A 15188-nucleotide genomic window follows, 5' to 3' on the forward strand; every position below is an offset into this window, starting at 1 on the left:
TTTATATTCATATGATGTATAATATTCTTTGTCACTTGGGGAAGTGATGACACATATGTCTTTTGATACAAGTGTGGGGAAGCTTTGCAGGTTAATTATGCATACGAAAAACGCAGGTCAGAGGCCTGCGTTTTTCGCGTATATGTATCAATCTTCGTCCCGTCCCAATCATACGACTATTTATTCCGCCATTGGTGAGGTGTTACGCCGTAATGGCGTTTGAAGAGCCTGGCAAAGTATCCGCTGTCGTTAAAGCCGTTCTCATAGGCGATTGTCTGGATGGAGGCGTTGCTGGCTGTGAGCATTTGCGATGCCTTTTCCAGACGCAGCTGTTGGATAATCTGTCCGGGTGTTTTCTGGTAGCGTTTCTTGAGCAAGCGGATAATATAGGCTGGATGAAAAGAAAAGTGTTCAGCAATCTCATCCAGACGCAAATCTTCCCGGTAGTGGTCGTTCAAAAAGGCAAAGATTTCAGCAGCTGGATCATGAGGTTGTTTATCGAGGCTGGATTCTCCAATATAGGTCAGCAGGGTGAAGAAAAGCTGCTGGAGTTTCAGTTGTGGGATGGTGTTATCTGAGAAGCGCTTGCTGTTTTCCTTGCGGTCAATGCGAACCTGTGTGATTTGCTCCATAATATCCAGCATATTCGGCTGAAGCTCTTCCAGTATCGTGCTATATTGTGGCAATGATATATGGAAGGGCTTTTTTTCAAATTGCTGGGAGCTTTTTTGGATGACGTTGGAATCGCGCACCGGCGATTCTGTGCAGGAAAAGGTTCCGGTAGTATAAAAATGCAGCCAATGAAAGACTGTTTCTGTGCGGCAGGCTTTGGTACCGCGATGGAGCCGATTGGGAGGCAGAATCAGGAACTGTCCTGCAGTAACCGTAAAGTTTTGGCCGTTCTCTTCCATAAATAATTCTCCCTGATGGACATAAATCAGGTCAAAGGTATGGGGGAGGGTGCGCCGTAGGTGACGGTCACCGATGCGGAATGTGGACATACCGCCGACAATCAGATAAGGAAGAGGTGGGCATGGGAATATCAGGTACATTTAGAATTGCCTCCAGTGGTTAATTTTATCCTATATAAGAAGTTGATTTATTAAGCTTCTTATGGTTTTGTTAGGATAATTATAACATATTTTCTGCGATTTAGTCCAATTTTGTAGTATTTTATAGGATAATATTGTCCTATGATAGGTAAAGTGTCTGTCTATCCTCGAAAGGCAGATGCGCTTATAATAAGAGCGTAGGTTAAATGGACGCGTCAAAATCAATCTGTGAGAATCAGAAGGAGGAGTTTTAATGTCTGGAGATAAGGTCGCGGAGAAAACAGAACTGCGCAGCCGGTTAAGCTATGCCCTTACTGATGGATGCGGGAATCTGCTGTATTGTATCATTGGTTCCTTCCTGCTTTATTTTTACACGGATGTGTTTGGTTTGTCCGTAGCGGTAACCGGTACACTGCTGCTGGCTACCAGATTACTGGACGCTATAGATGCTCCCTTGTGGGGATTTATCGTAGACCATACAAAGACGAAATACGGACAGAGCAGACCGTACTTCCTTTGGTTATGCGTGCCCTTTGCAGTATGTATGTGGCTGACTTTTACGACGCCGGATTTAAGCGGTACGGCTAAGATAGCGTATGCGGCGGTTACCTATATTGCGGCTGGTGTTATCTATACGGGAATTCAAACGGCCATTACTTCGATTCTGCCGAATTTGTCCCATAACTCGGAGGAACGGGTGGTTCTTAACACCTTCCGCATGGTTGGCGGAAATGTAGGTGCTTTTATCTGCATGACCTTTACCCTGCCTTTGGTTGCTTACTTTGGCGGTGGCAATGACCAGCTGGGCTTTTCGATGACGCTGGCATTCTTCGGTGTCATTGCAGCGGTGCTTCTTTTTGTAGCCTTCCGTAATTTGCGGGAAGTAAACGTAGAAAAGATTAAACGCATTCCCATTAAGGACAGCATCAGGGCCATCAAAGGAAACTGGCCGTGGATGATTCTGGTGTTGGCGAATCTTATCTTCTGGATTGCTCTTACAATCCGCCAGTCCACGGTGGTTTACTACTGCCAGTATGTGCTGGGGGACAAGGGCATTGCCGCAATGATTAATGGTTTCATGGTCATTCAGGTACTGGGGATGCTTTCCATTCCCTTCCTGGTTCGTCATACCAGTAAGCATACCACGATGATTATTGGCTTTGTACTGGCCATTTTAGGTCATATCGGTATGTATTTTGCGGGTGCGGACTTATCCGTGCTGATTCCCTTCTGGTGCATAAGCTGCATTGGTCAGGGGATTGCCTGCTCCATGCCTTTTGCCATGCTTTCAGATACTGTGGATTATGGTGAGTGGAAGACAGGTATTCGGGCCAGCGGCTTCCTGACGGCAATCGGTAGTGCTTTTTGTATTAAGGCTGGTTCCGGTATCGGCGGTTTTATCCCCGCGATGGTTATGGATGCCTTTGGTTATGTGCCGAATGCAGTTCAGTCGGCCACGGCTTTGATGGGCATTCAGGTGGTATTTATCTGGCTGCCGGCGGCAATTTTTGCCGTAGGTATTGTTCCGATGCTTTTCTACAGTCACTATGAAGCGAAGGAGGAAGAGGTCTTGGAAGCCCTCGCACAGCAATGATGAAAACTTCAGCAGCAGTAAATCATACCGTATTAGAAGATAATGCGCAGGTAAAAGTTACGGATAAGTTTTGGCTGAACTATATGGAACTTATCCGCACGGAAATGCTCCCTTATCAGTGGCGGGTGCTCAATGACTTGGAAGACATTGAGATTGCCAAGGAGAGGGATGCAGATTATATTCCTTCGGAAAAGAGTCATGCAATCGAAAACTTTAAGATTGCCGCAGGCCGCAGTCAGGGACATCATTATGGCATGGTCTTTCAGGATAGTGATGTGTACAAATGGCTCGAAGCCGCTGCCTATACACTTGCCAGAGTGCCGGAGGACAAAAATCTTCGGGAAGCAGCAGATAGTGTGGTGGAACTCATTGCTGCAGCACAGGAAGATGATGGCTATTTAGGCACGTACTTTACCGTGGAGGCACCGGAGCGTAAATTCAAGCGGCTTTATCAGAGCCATGAACTTTATTGTGCCGGACACTTTATCGAGGCCGCCGTGGCTTATCACAAGGCAACAGGCAATCAGCTGGTATTGGATACGGCCTGCCGTCTGGCAGATTGTCTGGATCGGCATTTTGGTCCAGAGGAGCATAAGATTCACGGCTATGACGGCCATGAAGAAATCGAGCTGGCGCTGTTCCGTCTGTATGAAACTGTCGGCAATAAACGCTATCTGGAGCTGGGCAGGTATTTCCTCTATCAGCGGGGCAAAGACCCGGATTTCTTCCGGAAGCAGTGCCGGGCAGATGAGGATACTTCCGTGCTTATTGAGGGGATGGAAGGCTTCAAGGACAGTTACTACCAGAACCATAAGCCCATTCTAGAACAGGAAACAGCAGAAGGTCATGCCGTAAGGGTTATGTATATGTGCACGGGGATGGCCATGCTGGCACGACTGAAGAATGATGGAAAAATGCGTCAGGCGGCCCAGCGGCTTTGGAAGAATATTACCGAAAAGCGGATGTATATTACTGGGGCTGTGGGTTCAACGGTAATTGGGGAAGCCTTTACGGCAGACTATGATTTACCCAATGATTCCATGTATGGGGAAACCTGTGCATCTGTGGGCCTGATGTTCTTTGCCCATAATATGCTAAAGGATGAAGCTGGTCATGGTGCTTATGCGGATGTTATGGAAAGAGCCTTGTATAATACCGTCCTTTCCGGTATGGCGTTGGATGGCAGGCACTTCTTCTATGTAAATCCTTTGGAGGTTGTTCCGGAATTAAGCCGCAAAGACCCCGGCAAGAGTCATATCAAGACTACGCGGCAGGCCTGGTTCGGTTGTGCCTGCTGCCCTCCGAATCTGGCAAGATTAATCAGTTCCCTGGATGAATATATCTATTCGACAGCAGATGATACCATCTATGTGGATTTGTATGTGGGTTCAGAAGCGGAGCTGTCTCTGGCAGACAAAAAGGTTGCACTATCCATGACAAGCCAGTTCCCCTGGGAAGGAAATGTCGAGCTGACAACAAAAACGGATGGACGATATGGTATAGCTCTGCGAATTCCATCTTGGGCTAAGAATTATAAGATTGCCATAAATGGCAGTGTGGTCCATGAAGAAAAGCAGGATGGCTATGTAACGCTGCGGAGAAACTGGCATAAGGATGACAGGATTACGCTGGAAATTCCCATGGAGGCAACACTTTATCAGGCTGCACCGGAGGTACGGGAAGATATTGGCAGGCTGGCCGTTCAGAGAGGACCGCTGGTATACTGTGCCGAATCCATTGATAATGGAGATGGCTTGGAACGCATTCGTCTGGTAGATGGCATGGAATTTACCTATGAATACACCGATAAGCTCTTTAGTGGGGCCGGCATACTGCATACGGATGCGGTAAGAGAGGCCAAGGGCAACAGATTGTATAGCCCTTATGGTAAACCGCGTTCCCTTCATAGACAGGAACTCAAACTGATTCCCTATTATTGCTGGGGCAATAGGGGCGAAAATGAAATGATGGTATGGCTGTACCATAAATAAGTGACAAAGAGGCAAAAATACGCATAAGAAAACGCAGGCCGGCGGCCTGCGTTTTTGACGTAGAAGGTAAAATTTACGAAGCAACTTTAATCGAATCGGTCAGAGAATCGAAATCACGCAGAATGAACGCGGAAGTCTTTTCATCGAAGCCATCGACAGCTTTGATATGGATTTTGCGATTGTTATGCGAATCAAGTTCTATGTGAATCACTAAGTCAATGAGGTGGGGAACCTCGTTGAAGGATGTTTTGGAAAGAAGGGCAAAGCGCATCAGGGCATGGTCTGCATCCGAGCAGGAGGAAAGTCCGAAGTGCACGTTCTTGCGGCCTCGGCGCAGAGCAAGAAGCAAGGACTTTGAGGTTCCTGCTTCCAATTCGTTGATGACGATTCCGGTTTTGGCAGAGGCAAGGGCCTGGTTGAAGTCGGATATGGGAGAATTGAAGGTGAAAATCGGATGGATTTTCGCTGACTCGCGGAAGGAGAACTCATTAAAGTTTTGCACCAGTGCAACATGTCCCCCCATGTGATGCAGTTCGTTGGCGATAGCGTTGAGGAAGGTCGTCTTGCCTACCCCAAGGTTTCCACAGACAATTATGTTCATCCTCTGCGAGAACGCATGGAATAAAACATCGCGCTGGGACGGCGTGATTACCCGTCTTCCTACATAGGAAGAGATCATATAGCTTGGTACTTTCAATTACACATGCTCCTTTATTAAAAGACCTACAATAAAGATGTTCCTAGTCTACCACAAAAGATTATAGGAGAAAAGTCCTTTTTTGCATTTTGGCAAATAAGTGCATAGCCTTTTCTTTTGGATGCAGGTATTTTGACGCTTGAAATTGAATTATATAACAGAAGATGTAATATTCAGGATGGTGAGTTAGAGGAGGAATTACTATGCACAAACTGTTTAGAATCCTATTGATGTCGATGGTAGCATTTTCAAGCATTTTTCTAGCCACGGGCTGTTCGGCTGAAAATGGCAAAGCTGCCCAGGAAACGGCAAACAGCAACAAGTTCCCGGCGTTCCAGACGGTAGATGTTGCTGGCAATACCGTTACGCAGGATATTTTCAAGGGTAAGAAAATAACGGTCGTAAATATCTGGGGAACCTTCTGCCCGCCCTGCATTGAAGAAATGCCGGAGCTGGGACGCTGGGCTGGGGAAATGCCGCAGGATGCGCAGATTATCGGCATTGTATGTGATGCCAGCGGCCCCAGTGACAAAGAAACCGCGGCAGCTGCTGTCAGAATCTTAAAAGATGCCAATGTCGGTTTTGTAAATATTCTGCCTGATGACAAAGTGTTAGAGTTCCTGTCAAATATCGAAGCCGTACCTACGACCATTTTTGTGGATTCGAATGGCAATATCATCGGAGAAAAGGTCATTGGTGCTGATGTAGCGAAGTACAAAGAACAGGTTAAGAGGTATCTCAAGTGACCAGATTGGGCAAAATCCGCAGTCTGCTGCTGGCTCTGGCAGTCTGCTGCATACTGTGGGGGCTATGGCGCGGTGAGGCCCGGATAATTTTGCATAAGGCTGTGCGCGTGTGTATGGAATGTATAGGATTGGGGTGAGCTGATGAATATCACCCGTTCATGCAATCGCCGTTTTGTGCAGCTATTGGCGGCCGTGCTCACCAATCAGGAATTGATGAACTTAACTTCCGGCAGGCTCTACAAGGGCAGTGCCAAGAACTTGTGCGCGCCGGGGCTCAATTGTTATTCCTGCCCCGCAGCTACTTTGTCCTGTCCTTTGGGGGCGCTGCAGGCAGCCGGCGGGACAGCCGGTTATGGTTTCAGCTTTTATGTCGGCGGTTTTTTGCTGCTGCTCGGTGTGCTTTGGGGGCGGCTGGCCTGTGGCTTTCTCTGTCCCTTTGGTCTGCTGCAGGATTTGCTGAGCAAGCTGCCGGTGCAGAAGAGAAAGCTATTCCCGCCGCTGCGCTATGTAAAATACCTGCTGCTCGTGGTCTTTGTCCTGCTATTGCCGGTGCTGCTTCTCATGGTTAACGGTGTGGGTGCACCAGCCTTTTGTGAGTATATTTGCCCGGCAGGTACACTGGAAGCTGCTGTGCCATTGCTGTTGACGCATGCGGAGTATCGGCAGGCGATTGGCGGTTTGTTTGTCTTAAAGTCTGTGATATTGGTCGCGGTGCTCGTCGGCTGCCTGTTTATCAGCCGGTTCTTTTGTAAAATGCTTTGTCCGCTGGGAGCGATTTATGGTCTGCTGAATCGTGTCAGTATCTGCAGGCTGCATCTGGATGAAAAAAGCTGTGTATCCTGCGGCGCTTGCCGCAAGGTCTGTCCCATGGATATTGACCCGGTGGTGCAGCTTCATTCTCCTGAGTGTATTTTGTGCGGCCAATGTGTTGAGGCCTGCCCGCAAAAAGCCCTGCATCTGGGGATTAAGGCGCCGGCCGCTAAGACTGCTGCAGATACGCATTAAGATGAAAGATGGGGAGGTATATATATGAAGCAGAAAATCTGTGCCCTGCTGCTGGCGTTGCTGGTTATGGCTGCTGCTGTTCCCGCTATGGCGGCAGAGAGTGATAAGCCTGATAACAGCAATTATCAGCAAAGCGATGATGGCTGCAAGGATGGCGTATGCCCGTGGAAAAAGGGCGGAAAATAAGCGTTTCATGGTTTGAAAAAGGCGGCCTGCTGACTCGAAAGAGCCGGCAGGCCGCCTTTGTGGTAAATTTGACATGTCAAATGCGGGCATTGGGCCGTAGACACAGAATTGCAAACAGGAGTATAATTATCGGATATGAGAATGAATAAGGAAACGAGAGAGAATAATGCGAGCATCGTCTGAACAGATAGAGATAATAAAAGCATCACAGGGACTGCAGCATGGGCAGGTTATGAAAATTGACGCCTGTGCCGGTTCGGGTAAGACTACCACTTTGGTGGCTGTGACCAATGCAAATCCGCAGAAGCGATTTTTGTATCTGGCCTTCAACCGCAGTATCGCCGATAAGGCCAATCAGGTATTCCCAGCCAATACCAGGGCTATGACTATGCATAGTATGGCGTACAGGCATTTCTTCCATGGTGGGGCACGTCCGACGTTAGCAGCTATTAAGGCAGACATGCTCCATGAATGTTTTCCGAACAAGGAGAATTACGAACTTTATTTGCTGCTTAACCGGTATAAGGAATTCCTCATATCCGCGGAGCATGATTTTCCGGGCCGGGACGTAAAAAAGATTTTTGAGCTGGTGGCAGAAGGGACTTTGCCCATGCCGCATGACCATTATCTGAAACTTTTCCAGCTGCTTTCGCCGGAGGAGCAGGGCTTGGGAAGATTGTATGACTGCATTCTGGTGGATGAGAGTCAGGACTGCAATCCTGTGACGCTCAGCATTATCAATCGGGCTTCCTGCTGCCGGATTTTTGTGGGGGATTCGCATCAGTCCATCTATGGTTTTCGCGGAGCGATCAATGCTTTGGCACGGCAGAAAGCCGATGTGACGCTTCAGCTGACGAATTCGTTCCGTGCCCGGCAGCCGATTTTGGATAAGGCGAATCTCTACATGAAGGTTTTCATGGACATTCTGTACGATGGACAAGTGCCGTATTATCCGATGAATTCCATGATTAATGAAGAGAAGCTGAAGAATAAGCAGACAGCCTGCATTACCCGGACAAATTCGTCACTGGTGGATTTGATTGATGAATATCGGGATACGCCAGCGCGAGTTTATCTGGTCAAGAAGCCCGAGGATATATTCAGGATGGCCATTGCCGTCAAGGAATTTCTCTTCGACCAGCGTCATGACTTTGTGGGTGAGTTCAAGTTCTTGAATCGCCTGCACGGCAAGGAGAAACTGAAGGATTATGCAGACAGCACTGCGGATGTGGAAATACTGTCCGCGATGAAGATTGCTGAGAATTATGAGGATGATTTGTACGAACTCTTGGACATAGCTCGGCGTATGAATAATCCGGAAGCTCCAATCGTATTGACCAATGCGCATACCAGTAAAGGTTTGGAATGGCATACCGTAAGGCTGATGGATGATTTCCCGGATTTGGGTTTCCTCTATATGCGCTGCCGTTTCAATTCGGTAAAAATCCGGTCGGGAATGAGTCATTTAGAGCAGCAGGATGAACGGTTCAAGGATTTCATTCAGGAACTCAATCTTTATTATGTCGCGGTTACCAGAGCACAAATCAAACTGGTGGATATGACCGATAATGCTGCCTATCAAAGCCGGGAGGCAATCCTCAATCATCTGGATGAATGTGAGGCAGCAGTCCGGAAGGCTAAGGACAGGCGCAAGCTGCAGAAGGATAGCGCGCAGGAAAGAGCCTGGGAGTCTAAAACTGCTCATAAGCACCACAAAAAAACGGAACTTAGGATGTGGGAGACCGAGCGGGGTACGATGTTGAATCGCATGCGGAAAAACATCATGGACTGTGCGGTTTCTGCCAATAATTTCAAGGACTTCAAGAATCTGCTTGCGCTGGGCGGCATATTGCTGCAGAAAAGGAAAAGCGGCTGGGCGTATGTGGATTTCTATGGCAGAGGGATAACGGACGAAAGACTGGGCAAGGAGTTTACCAAGGATTCTATCATGGAACGATTGAATGGCTGAACTTTTTAGAGCAGCTTTGGTGAAAAATTTTTTTGCAGCTTGTAATGAAAGTGCTCAAGAATCGTATGTAATAGCAAAGGATGAAGGATATACGATATTTGGAAGGAGCGATTGTCATGAAGGAAGCAAAGAAAATTAAATTTGTCAAAAAACTGCTTAAAAAGGCTGCTGATAAATGCCCGGTATTCCCTGTGCTGATTATGCCACAGCCCAGCTTCCCATGTCTGGAGCCGATTCCCCCATTCAAAAAATAGTGCAGGTGCATAAGGGACATCCATTGCGCATGCCTTGAAATAAAAAAGCCCTGACTGGTACTTGGGGAAAGTCCAGTCAGGGCTTTTGGTTTATGCGAACTGGGGAAGCTCGCTCACGGTACTACCGAATGGGGATTAGGAAATGGTAGTGCCGATAAGTGCTATGTGAGTTATTATACGATAGAATTCTGCTCACGATATTGTAATCTTTTACATAGTTTTTACTAGGTGACTGTGAAAAATCACAGCCTGTTCAGAAGATGGGGCCCGAAACATTTTTACATATAACCAGCATATATGATACTATAGTATCGAGGTGAACAAAGTATGCTGTATAGTTTAGAAAATGACAAATTGTGTGTGCAGGTGCGCAGTTATGGTGCGGAGCTGCGTTCTATTAAGGAACGCTCAGATGAAACGGAGTATCTTTGGGATGGCAATCCGCAGTGGTGGAAGTATAGTTCTCCGGTGCTGTTCCCCATTGTCGGCAAATTGCAGGATGGAAAGTATCGTGTGAATGGCACAGAATATGAACTGCCGGGACATGGATTCGGGCGTATCTCTGAGTATCAGCTGGTGGAGCGCCGTCAGGATTATATAGAATTTGCTTTGAAATGGTCAGAAGAAACACTGGCCAACTATCCGTGGAAGTTCCAGCTGAATGTGGCGTATGCCTTAAAGGATAATACCGTTGAAGTCATCTGGAAGGTGCAGAATTTGGATGACAGGGAAATGGTCTATTCCATCGGTGCCCATACGGCTTTCCGCTGCCCGTTGGTGCAGGGGGAAGAATTCAGTGACTGCTATCTGACTTTTAATCAGCAGGAAGATAACGTCAATATGCCGCTTAACAGCAAGGGACAGTTCCTGAAAGAGCAGGGAGAGGCACGCCTGCAGGGTGAGCAGCTAGCGCTAAATTACGGGATGTTTGCCGGGGATGCTTTAGCTTATAAGGGCTTGAAGTCGGATGTCGTAACCATCTGCTCCCATAAGAGTGACAAGAAGGTTTCGATGGAGGCCAAGGATTTCCCGTTCTGGGGCTTCTGGACGCCGGCGCAGGGCGGAGCTCCTTTCCTTTGTCTGGAACCTTGGCAGGGACATGCAGATTATGAGGGCTATAATGGCGAGTTTGCAGACCGTGAAGGCAGCCTGAAACTTGAACCAGGCAAAACGCAGAGCTTCCATTACACCATCCGGATAGGCTGAGGTTTTTGAATCTCGAAGAACCGTTTGAATTGGAGAATCAGGCAGGAATTTCAGGGCAAAGAGGCGAATGAATAACTGAATGATGATTGGCGGTGAGGAGGGACTAACATGATTATCGGTGTGTCTAAGGAAATCAAGAACAATGAAAATCGTGTAGGGCTGACGCCTGCAGGGGCAGAAGCTCTGGTAAAGGCAGGGCACAAAGTGCTGGTCGAAACGGGCAGCGGCCTGGGGAGTGGTTTTGCTGACGAAGACTACACGGCTGTAGGAGCAGAGCTCATTTCGGACAAGAAGCAGCTGTTTGATAAATCAGAGATGATTGTCAAGGTGAAGGAACCGCTGCCGTCTGAATATGACCTGTTCCATGAGGGGCAGCTGCTCTTTACCTATCTCCATCTGGCCGCAGAACCGGAACTGACAGAGGCTTTGCTGAAACATAAGGTTACATCCGTTGCTTATGAGACGGTGGTGGGCCGGGATGGCAGGTCACTTCCCTTGCTCGCACCGATGAGTGAGATTGCGGGCCGCATGTCGGTACAAATTGGCGCGCAGTTCCTCGAGAGCCGTTATGGCGGCGCAGGTGTCCTGCTGGGCGGTGTCAGCGGTGTAGCTCCGGCGCAGGTGGTAATCATTGGCGGTGGTGTCGTGGGCACCAATGCGGCTAAGATGGCCGTCGGCCTGGGGGCAAGAGTCACGATTATTGACTTGTCAATCGAGCGGCTCCGCTATTTGGATGATGTTTTTGGCGGCCGTGTAGCCACGGTAAGTTCCAACAGTTATAACATTGCCCAGTGGGTACGGGAGGCAGACCTTCTCATTGGCGCCGTGCTGGTGCCTGGTGCCAAAACGCCGCAGCTGGTCACGGAAGATATGATAAAGACCATGAAGCAGGGCTCTGTCGTGGTGGATGTTGCCATTGACCAGGGCGGCAGCATTGCTACCTGCGACCATGTGACCACCCATGAGAATCCGACATTTGTGAAGCATGGTGTGCTGCATTATTCCGTGGCCAATATTCCCGGGGCTGTAGCTAGAACCTCTACGCTGGCACTTACCAATGCAACGCTTCCGTATGCCCTGACGCTGGCAGGAAAAGGCTGGCGTGAAGCCTGCAGGCAGGACGCCGGTCTGGCGCAGGGGCTTAACACTGTGGATGGCAAGATAACCAATCGGCCCGTGTCTGAAGCACTGGGCTTGGAATATGTAGATAAGGCCGTTTATCTGGAGAGCTGATTATTTCTGTCTAGGAGGAAGAGCACATCATGAAAGACCTGCATCGAGCCGTAGATGTAATGCATCATCCGTATCAGTATTCCGATTTGGATTTGGAGCAAGCCCTGGAGGCGATTCAGGAAAGCCAGCTCAAGCCGTTTTACAAGGAATACTATAAGAGGTTGTATAAACGCATCTTGCAGTGCAAGGCAAAGAATGAAGATGTCGAGGAAAAAATCGGGTATTTTGGTGGTTAAGGTTTAGAAGGATAAGATAATGAGCATGCACGAGATTTTTTACTGGTATTTAGCAATAATCAATGCACTGGTTTTAGTCGTTTATGGTGGAGATAAGCTCTTTGCCAAACTGGACAGCTGGCGGGTGCCGGAGAAAGTGCTCCTGTTATTGGCTTTGCTTGGCGGCAGCATTGGAGCATTGCTGGCCATGCAGATTTTCCGGCATAAGACCCGGCATCTGAAGTTCCGTTATGGCGTGCCGATGATTTTACTGCTGCAGGTGGCGGCTCTGGTGTATCTGCATTGGAAATAAAATATTACTGCACATGGCAGAAACGCTGTGTGCAGTTTTTCTGTTCTGGCAATTAGGCGAAATAAGTTGACATGTCAAAGTAGAATTGACATGTCAACTAGGCGCATTTGACATGTCGGCAGGAAAGCAGCCTGTTTATGGCGAAATATTCCATGAGGTGATAACCATGGATAAATACGCAATGGAACGTGCCCGTGGCTGTATGACGGCAGCAGGGATGTTTTTTCAGCAGGGAGCAGAAGATATTTCCCAGACCATTGAATTAGGGTTGCGGACGACGGACGAACCGGAAACGATTTATGAAACTTGCATTAAGCGTTCAACGGCCAACAAGAGTGTTCTGGCGATGGCTTCGTTGATTATTTACTTTCTCGTGCGGGATGGAGTTAAGGTGAAGAAGGCTTGTATGTCTGCCTGGAAGGTGGCGGATAAGTTCAAAGACCCCATCATTCAATCCATATCCAGTGCGCTGACGGCGGCGGAAAAGCCCAAGAGCCGTGGCAAACTGGTGGCAGGTTTCCTGACTTCCAATGACTTGAAGGACAAGCTGAGTTTGGCGATTTATCTCAATGTGGCCATTGTGGAGGATTCCTTCCATGCCCGCATGGTGGAACTTATGAAGCAGCCGGACAATGAAACCCGCATCATGGGGGCGGCTTTCGCCGGAGCCGTTTACGGCCTCAAAGAGGTAAATGCCGAAAGCAAGTTAAAGAAAGCGTGACAGAGGTCATCTGGTGGTGATGGCTGTCAGCAGAAAAACAAATGAAGAAGAGACGGGCAGGTGCGCCGTCTCTTTTCCTGTGTGAGGAGCAATGGACTATGGTTTATGACCGCGAGTTGCGGCAAAAAATGAATACGAAGCGTGAACTGGAAAAAATTTGGCGGGCAGCTGTACTAGGCGAAGCCTATTCTTTTTCCTATGTGTTGAAACCGCCGGTAAAGCTGGCCGATAGTGCCGGAAGGATTCATGAGGTGGCTGCGTGGGCGGCTTTTTGGAAGCAGGAGGGCGCTTACTGGACTTTGCTTACCGCCAATAAACAGGCTGGCGTGTTAGGCAAGCAGCATGATTTCCCTGTGAAGGCCGAGTTTTGTAATGCCGAGGCGGCGCTGCGTTACTTGGGGGAATGGCGGCGTTTTCAAAATTTACAGGAGCGCTGCGGGAAAATCATGACGGACTTTCCCGGCCTGCGCAGTCTTTGCGCGGCTTATCGTGAAGTAATCTTAAAGGAAAAGAATCTGCCGGATTGTATTTGGCAGCTGGCGAAGTATTTTTCTGAGAGCTATCGGACGGATTGTTATTTGCGGGAATTGGATGTTCCCTATGTGGATACCAAATTTATGGAAGCGCATAGCAGGCTGGTGGCCGCAATCTTTTATGCCCTGCATCCGGAGGTGGAGGGGCGCAGCTTTAAGGATTTGTGCGGGCAGCTTCATTGGCAGGAGAAGGCGCCGACACCGAACATCTATTTGCGGTCCTTGGATAAGAATAAGACCATTGGCGGTCTGCAGGAACTGATGGTAACGGCAGAACAGCTGGCCCGCCTGCAGGTGAATTTTGGCCGGGTGTTCTTCACGGAGAATAAAATCAATGGCTATGTCTTTCCGGAGGTGGAGGACGGCCTGATTATCTTCGGCGCAGGCAATGGTGTGATTGCGCAGGAGGTCGAGATTCCCTGGCTAAAAAAGCAGCGGCAGATTTGGTACTGGGGCGATATGGATAGGGACGGCTTGTGCATTTTGTCCCGGGTGCGGGAGAAATATCCGCAGGTGCGTTCCTTTTTGATGAATCCGGAACTGGCAGAGAAGTATCAGCACTTTATGACGGCTGACACGGGTAGCAGCATGGAGATGCCTGCGAATTTGACATGTCAGGAGCAGGCGTGCTGGAAATTTTTGACATGTCAGCCTCCGCAGAGGAATCGTCTGGAGCAGGAGAAGATTCCCTTAAGTGAAGTCCGGTCATTTTTGCAGGAATTGTGAGGGAGGAAGGCATGTATGGATATACAGGCAGAATTATTTGCTTTGCAGGATAAAAAGTATCAGGCGTTCCAAAGCAAGCTGATGCCCACGGTGGCACCGGAACAGATTATCGGGGTGCGGACACCGGCCTTGCGGAAGATGGCAAAGGAAATCAGTAAGGGGGAGGAAGCGGAACGCTTTTTAGCAACGCTTCCCCATTCCTATTTTGAAGAAAACCAGCTCCATGCTTTTATCCTGTCGGGGATGAAGGATTATGAAACTTGCATGGAGCAGTTGGAAAAATTCCTGCCCTATGTAGATAACTGGGCTACCTGTGACCAGATGTCACCGAAAATCTTTAAGAAGCACCGGCAGGAACTGCTGGAACGGATAAAAACTTGGCTGACGGCAAAAGAAACTTATAAAGTGCGCTTTGCTATTGGCATGCTGCTGGAGCATTTCTTAGACGAAGATTTTGACCTTGCCTATTTGCAGCTGGCAGCGCAGGTGCGTTCCGAGGAATACTATGTCAATATGATGACGGCCTGGTATTTTGCCACGGCACTGGCCAAGCAGTATGAAGCGGCGCTGACCTTTATCGAAGGACATGCTTTAGATGTCTGGACGCATAACAAAGCCATCCAGAAGGCCATTGAGAGCAGACGGCTAACAACGGAGCAGAAATCATATTTGCGAACATTGAAGATTAGCCGCAAGGTAAAAGAAATTTAATACAAATCGCCCTTGCAATTTCAAAATGTATGCGCT

Annotated in this window: 17 protein-coding genes; 15 read left to right on the forward strand and 2 right to left on the reverse strand. The window is 48.5% G+C overall.

The window, feature by feature from the left end:
- Positions 1-176: 176 nt before the first annotated feature.
- Positions 177-1052, reverse strand: coding sequence for an AraC family transcriptional regulator (locus P157_RS0108015; RefSeq protein WP_026760543.1), 876 nt, complete (start codon positions 1050-1052; stop codon positions 177-179).
- A gap of 253 nt (positions 1053-1305) precedes the next feature.
- Between P157_RS0108015 and P157_RS0108020 the strand changes: the two genes are divergently transcribed.
- Positions 1306-2646, forward strand: coding sequence for an MFS transporter (locus P157_RS0108020; RefSeq protein ID WP_026760544.1), 1341 nt, complete (start codon positions 1306-1308; stop codon positions 2644-2646).
- Positions 2643-4637: a glycoside hydrolase family 127 protein gene (locus P157_RS0108025; RefSeq protein WP_230578460.1), complete on the forward strand. Its 1995-nt coding sequence runs from the start codon at positions 2643-2645 to the stop codon at positions 4635-4637. Before P157_RS0108020 ends, P157_RS0108025 begins: the two co-directional genes overlap by 4 nt.
- Before the next feature lie 73 nt (positions 4638-4710).
- On the opposite strand, the gene P157_RS0108030 is transcribed toward P157_RS0108025, so the two are convergent.
- Complete coding sequence (locus tag P157_RS0108030; RefSeq protein ID WP_037368238.1) at positions 4711-5334, reverse strand: Flp pilus assembly complex ATPase component TadA; 624 nt, start codon at positions 5332-5334, stop codon at positions 4711-4713.
- A gap of 203 nt (positions 5335-5537) precedes the next feature.
- Here P157_RS0108030 and P157_RS14150 point away from each other — a divergent pair, with 203 nt between their 5' ends.
- From P157_RS14150 to P157_RS0108090, 13 genes are all read left to right on the forward strand, one after another.
- A complete protein-coding gene (locus tag P157_RS14150) occupies positions 5538-6080 on the forward strand; it encodes a TlpA family protein disulfide reductase (protein WP_080695411.1) in 543 nt (180 codons plus the stop codon).
- Positions 6077-6217: a CD1871A family CXXC motif-containing protein gene (locus tag P157_RS15120; RefSeq protein ID WP_037371639.1), complete on the forward strand. Its 141-nt coding sequence runs from the start codon at positions 6077-6079 to the stop codon at positions 6215-6217. The genes P157_RS14150 and P157_RS15120 overlap by 4 nt, the downstream gene beginning before the upstream one ends.
- 4 nt (positions 6218-6221) lie before the next feature.
- Complete coding sequence (locus P157_RS14155; RefSeq protein WP_037368240.1) at positions 6222-7085, forward strand: 4Fe-4S binding protein; 864 nt, start codon at positions 6222-6224, stop codon at positions 7083-7085.
- 24 nt (positions 7086-7109) lie between these two features.
- Positions 7110-7271: a hypothetical protein gene (locus P157_RS15495; protein ID WP_155266720.1), complete on the forward strand. Its 162-nt coding sequence runs from the start codon at positions 7110-7112 to the stop codon at positions 7269-7271.
- A 166-nt stretch (positions 7272-7437) separates the two neighbouring features.
- Complete coding sequence (locus P157_RS0108050; protein WP_072000148.1) at positions 7438-9240, forward strand: UvrD-helicase domain-containing protein; 1803 nt, start codon at positions 7438-7440, stop codon at positions 9238-9240.
- A 116-nt stretch (positions 9241-9356) separates the two neighbouring features.
- Positions 9357-9494, forward strand: coding sequence for a hypothetical protein (locus tag P157_RS15505; protein ID WP_155266722.1), 138 nt, complete (start codon positions 9357-9359; stop codon positions 9492-9494).
- A 327-nt stretch (positions 9495-9821) separates the two neighbouring features.
- The gene (locus tag P157_RS0108060; protein WP_026760548.1) at positions 9822-10700 is read left to right on the forward strand and encodes an aldose 1-epimerase family protein; all 879 of its coding nucleotides are present in this window, start codon (positions 9822-9824) and stop codon (positions 10698-10700) included.
- Positions 10701-10808: 108 nt separating this feature from the next.
- Complete coding sequence (gene ald, locus P157_RS0108065) at positions 10809-11933, forward strand: alanine dehydrogenase (RefSeq protein WP_026760549.1); 1125 nt, start codon at positions 10809-10811, stop codon at positions 11931-11933.
- A gap of 29 nt (positions 11934-11962) precedes the next feature.
- Positions 11963-12169, forward strand: a complete 207-nt coding sequence (locus tag P157_RS0108070) for a hypothetical protein (protein ID WP_026760550.1) — start codon at positions 11963-11965, stop codon at positions 12167-12169.
- 19 nt (positions 12170-12188) lie between these two features.
- Positions 12189-12461, forward strand: a complete 273-nt coding sequence (locus tag P157_RS0108075) for a DUF1294 domain-containing protein (protein ID WP_051598551.1) — start codon at positions 12189-12191, stop codon at positions 12459-12461.
- A gap of 166 nt (positions 12462-12627) precedes the next feature.
- Positions 12628-13182, forward strand: a complete 555-nt coding sequence (locus tag P157_RS0108080) for a hypothetical protein (RefSeq protein ID WP_026760552.1) — start codon at positions 12628-12630, stop codon at positions 13180-13182.
- 41 nt (positions 13183-13223) lie between these two features.
- A complete protein-coding gene (locus P157_RS14895; RefSeq protein ID WP_080695412.1) occupies positions 13224-14441 on the forward strand; it encodes a DUF3322 and DUF2220 domain-containing protein in 1218 nt (405 codons plus the stop codon).
- 15 nt (positions 14442-14456) lie between these two features.
- Complete coding sequence (locus tag P157_RS0108090; RefSeq protein WP_026760554.1) at positions 14457-15152, forward strand: DNA alkylation repair protein; 696 nt, start codon at positions 14457-14459, stop codon at positions 15150-15152.
- Positions 15153-15188: the final 36 nt, after the last annotated feature.

This window comes from Selenomonas ruminantium AC2024, from assembly GCF_000687995.1.
Lineage (GTDB): Bacteria > Bacillota > Negativicutes > Selenomonadales > Selenomonadaceae > Selenomonas_A > Selenomonas_A ruminantium_B.

Coding starts and splice junctions, on each gene's coding strand:
- P157_RS0108015 (WP_026760543.1), bottom strand. CDS start 1,052: ATGTACCTGATATTCCCATGCCCACCTCTTCCTTATCTGATTGTCGGC.
- P157_RS0108020 (WP_026760544.1), top strand. CDS start 1,306: ATGTCTGGAGATAAGGTCGCGGAGAAAACAGAACTGCGCAGCCGGTTA.
- P157_RS0108025 (WP_230578460.1), top strand. CDS start 2,643: ATGATGAAAACTTCAGCAGCAGTAAATCATACCGTATTAGAAGATAAT.
- P157_RS14150 (WP_080695411.1), top strand. CDS start 5,538: ATGCACAAACTGTTTAGAATCCTATTGATGTCGATGGTAGCATTTTCA.
- P157_RS14155 (WP_037368240.1), top strand. CDS start 6,222: ATGAATATCACCCGTTCATGCAATCGCCGTTTTGTGCAGCTATTGGCG.
- P157_RS15495 (WP_155266720.1), top strand. CDS start 7,110: ATGAAGCAGAAAATCTGTGCCCTGCTGCTGGCGTTGCTGGTTATGGCT.
- P157_RS0108050 (WP_072000148.1), top strand. CDS start 7,438: ATGCGAGCATCGTCTGAACAGATAGAGATAATAAAAGCATCACAGGGA.
- P157_RS15505 (WP_155266722.1), top strand. CDS start 9,357: ATGAAGGAAGCAAAGAAAATTAAATTTGTCAAAAAACTGCTTAAAAAG.
- P157_RS0108060 (WP_026760548.1), top strand. CDS start 9,822: ATGCTGTATAGTTTAGAAAATGACAAATTGTGTGTGCAGGTGCGCAGT.
- ald (WP_026760549.1), top strand. CDS start 10,809: ATGATTATCGGTGTGTCTAAGGAAATCAAGAACAATGAAAATCGTGTA.
- P157_RS0108070 (WP_026760550.1), top strand. CDS start 11,963: ATGAAAGACCTGCATCGAGCCGTAGATGTAATGCATCATCCGTATCAG.
- P157_RS0108075 (WP_051598551.1), top strand. CDS start 12,189: ATGAGCATGCACGAGATTTTTTACTGGTATTTAGCAATAATCAATGCA.
- P157_RS0108080 (WP_026760552.1), top strand. CDS start 12,628: ATGGATAAATACGCAATGGAACGTGCCCGTGGCTGTATGACGGCAGCA.
- P157_RS14895 (WP_080695412.1), top strand. CDS start 13,224: ATGAAGAAGAGACGGGCAGGTGCGCCGTCTCTTTTCCTGTGTGAGGAG.
- P157_RS0108090 (WP_026760554.1), top strand. CDS start 14,457: ATGGATATACAGGCAGAATTATTTGCTTTGCAGGATAAAAAGTATCAG.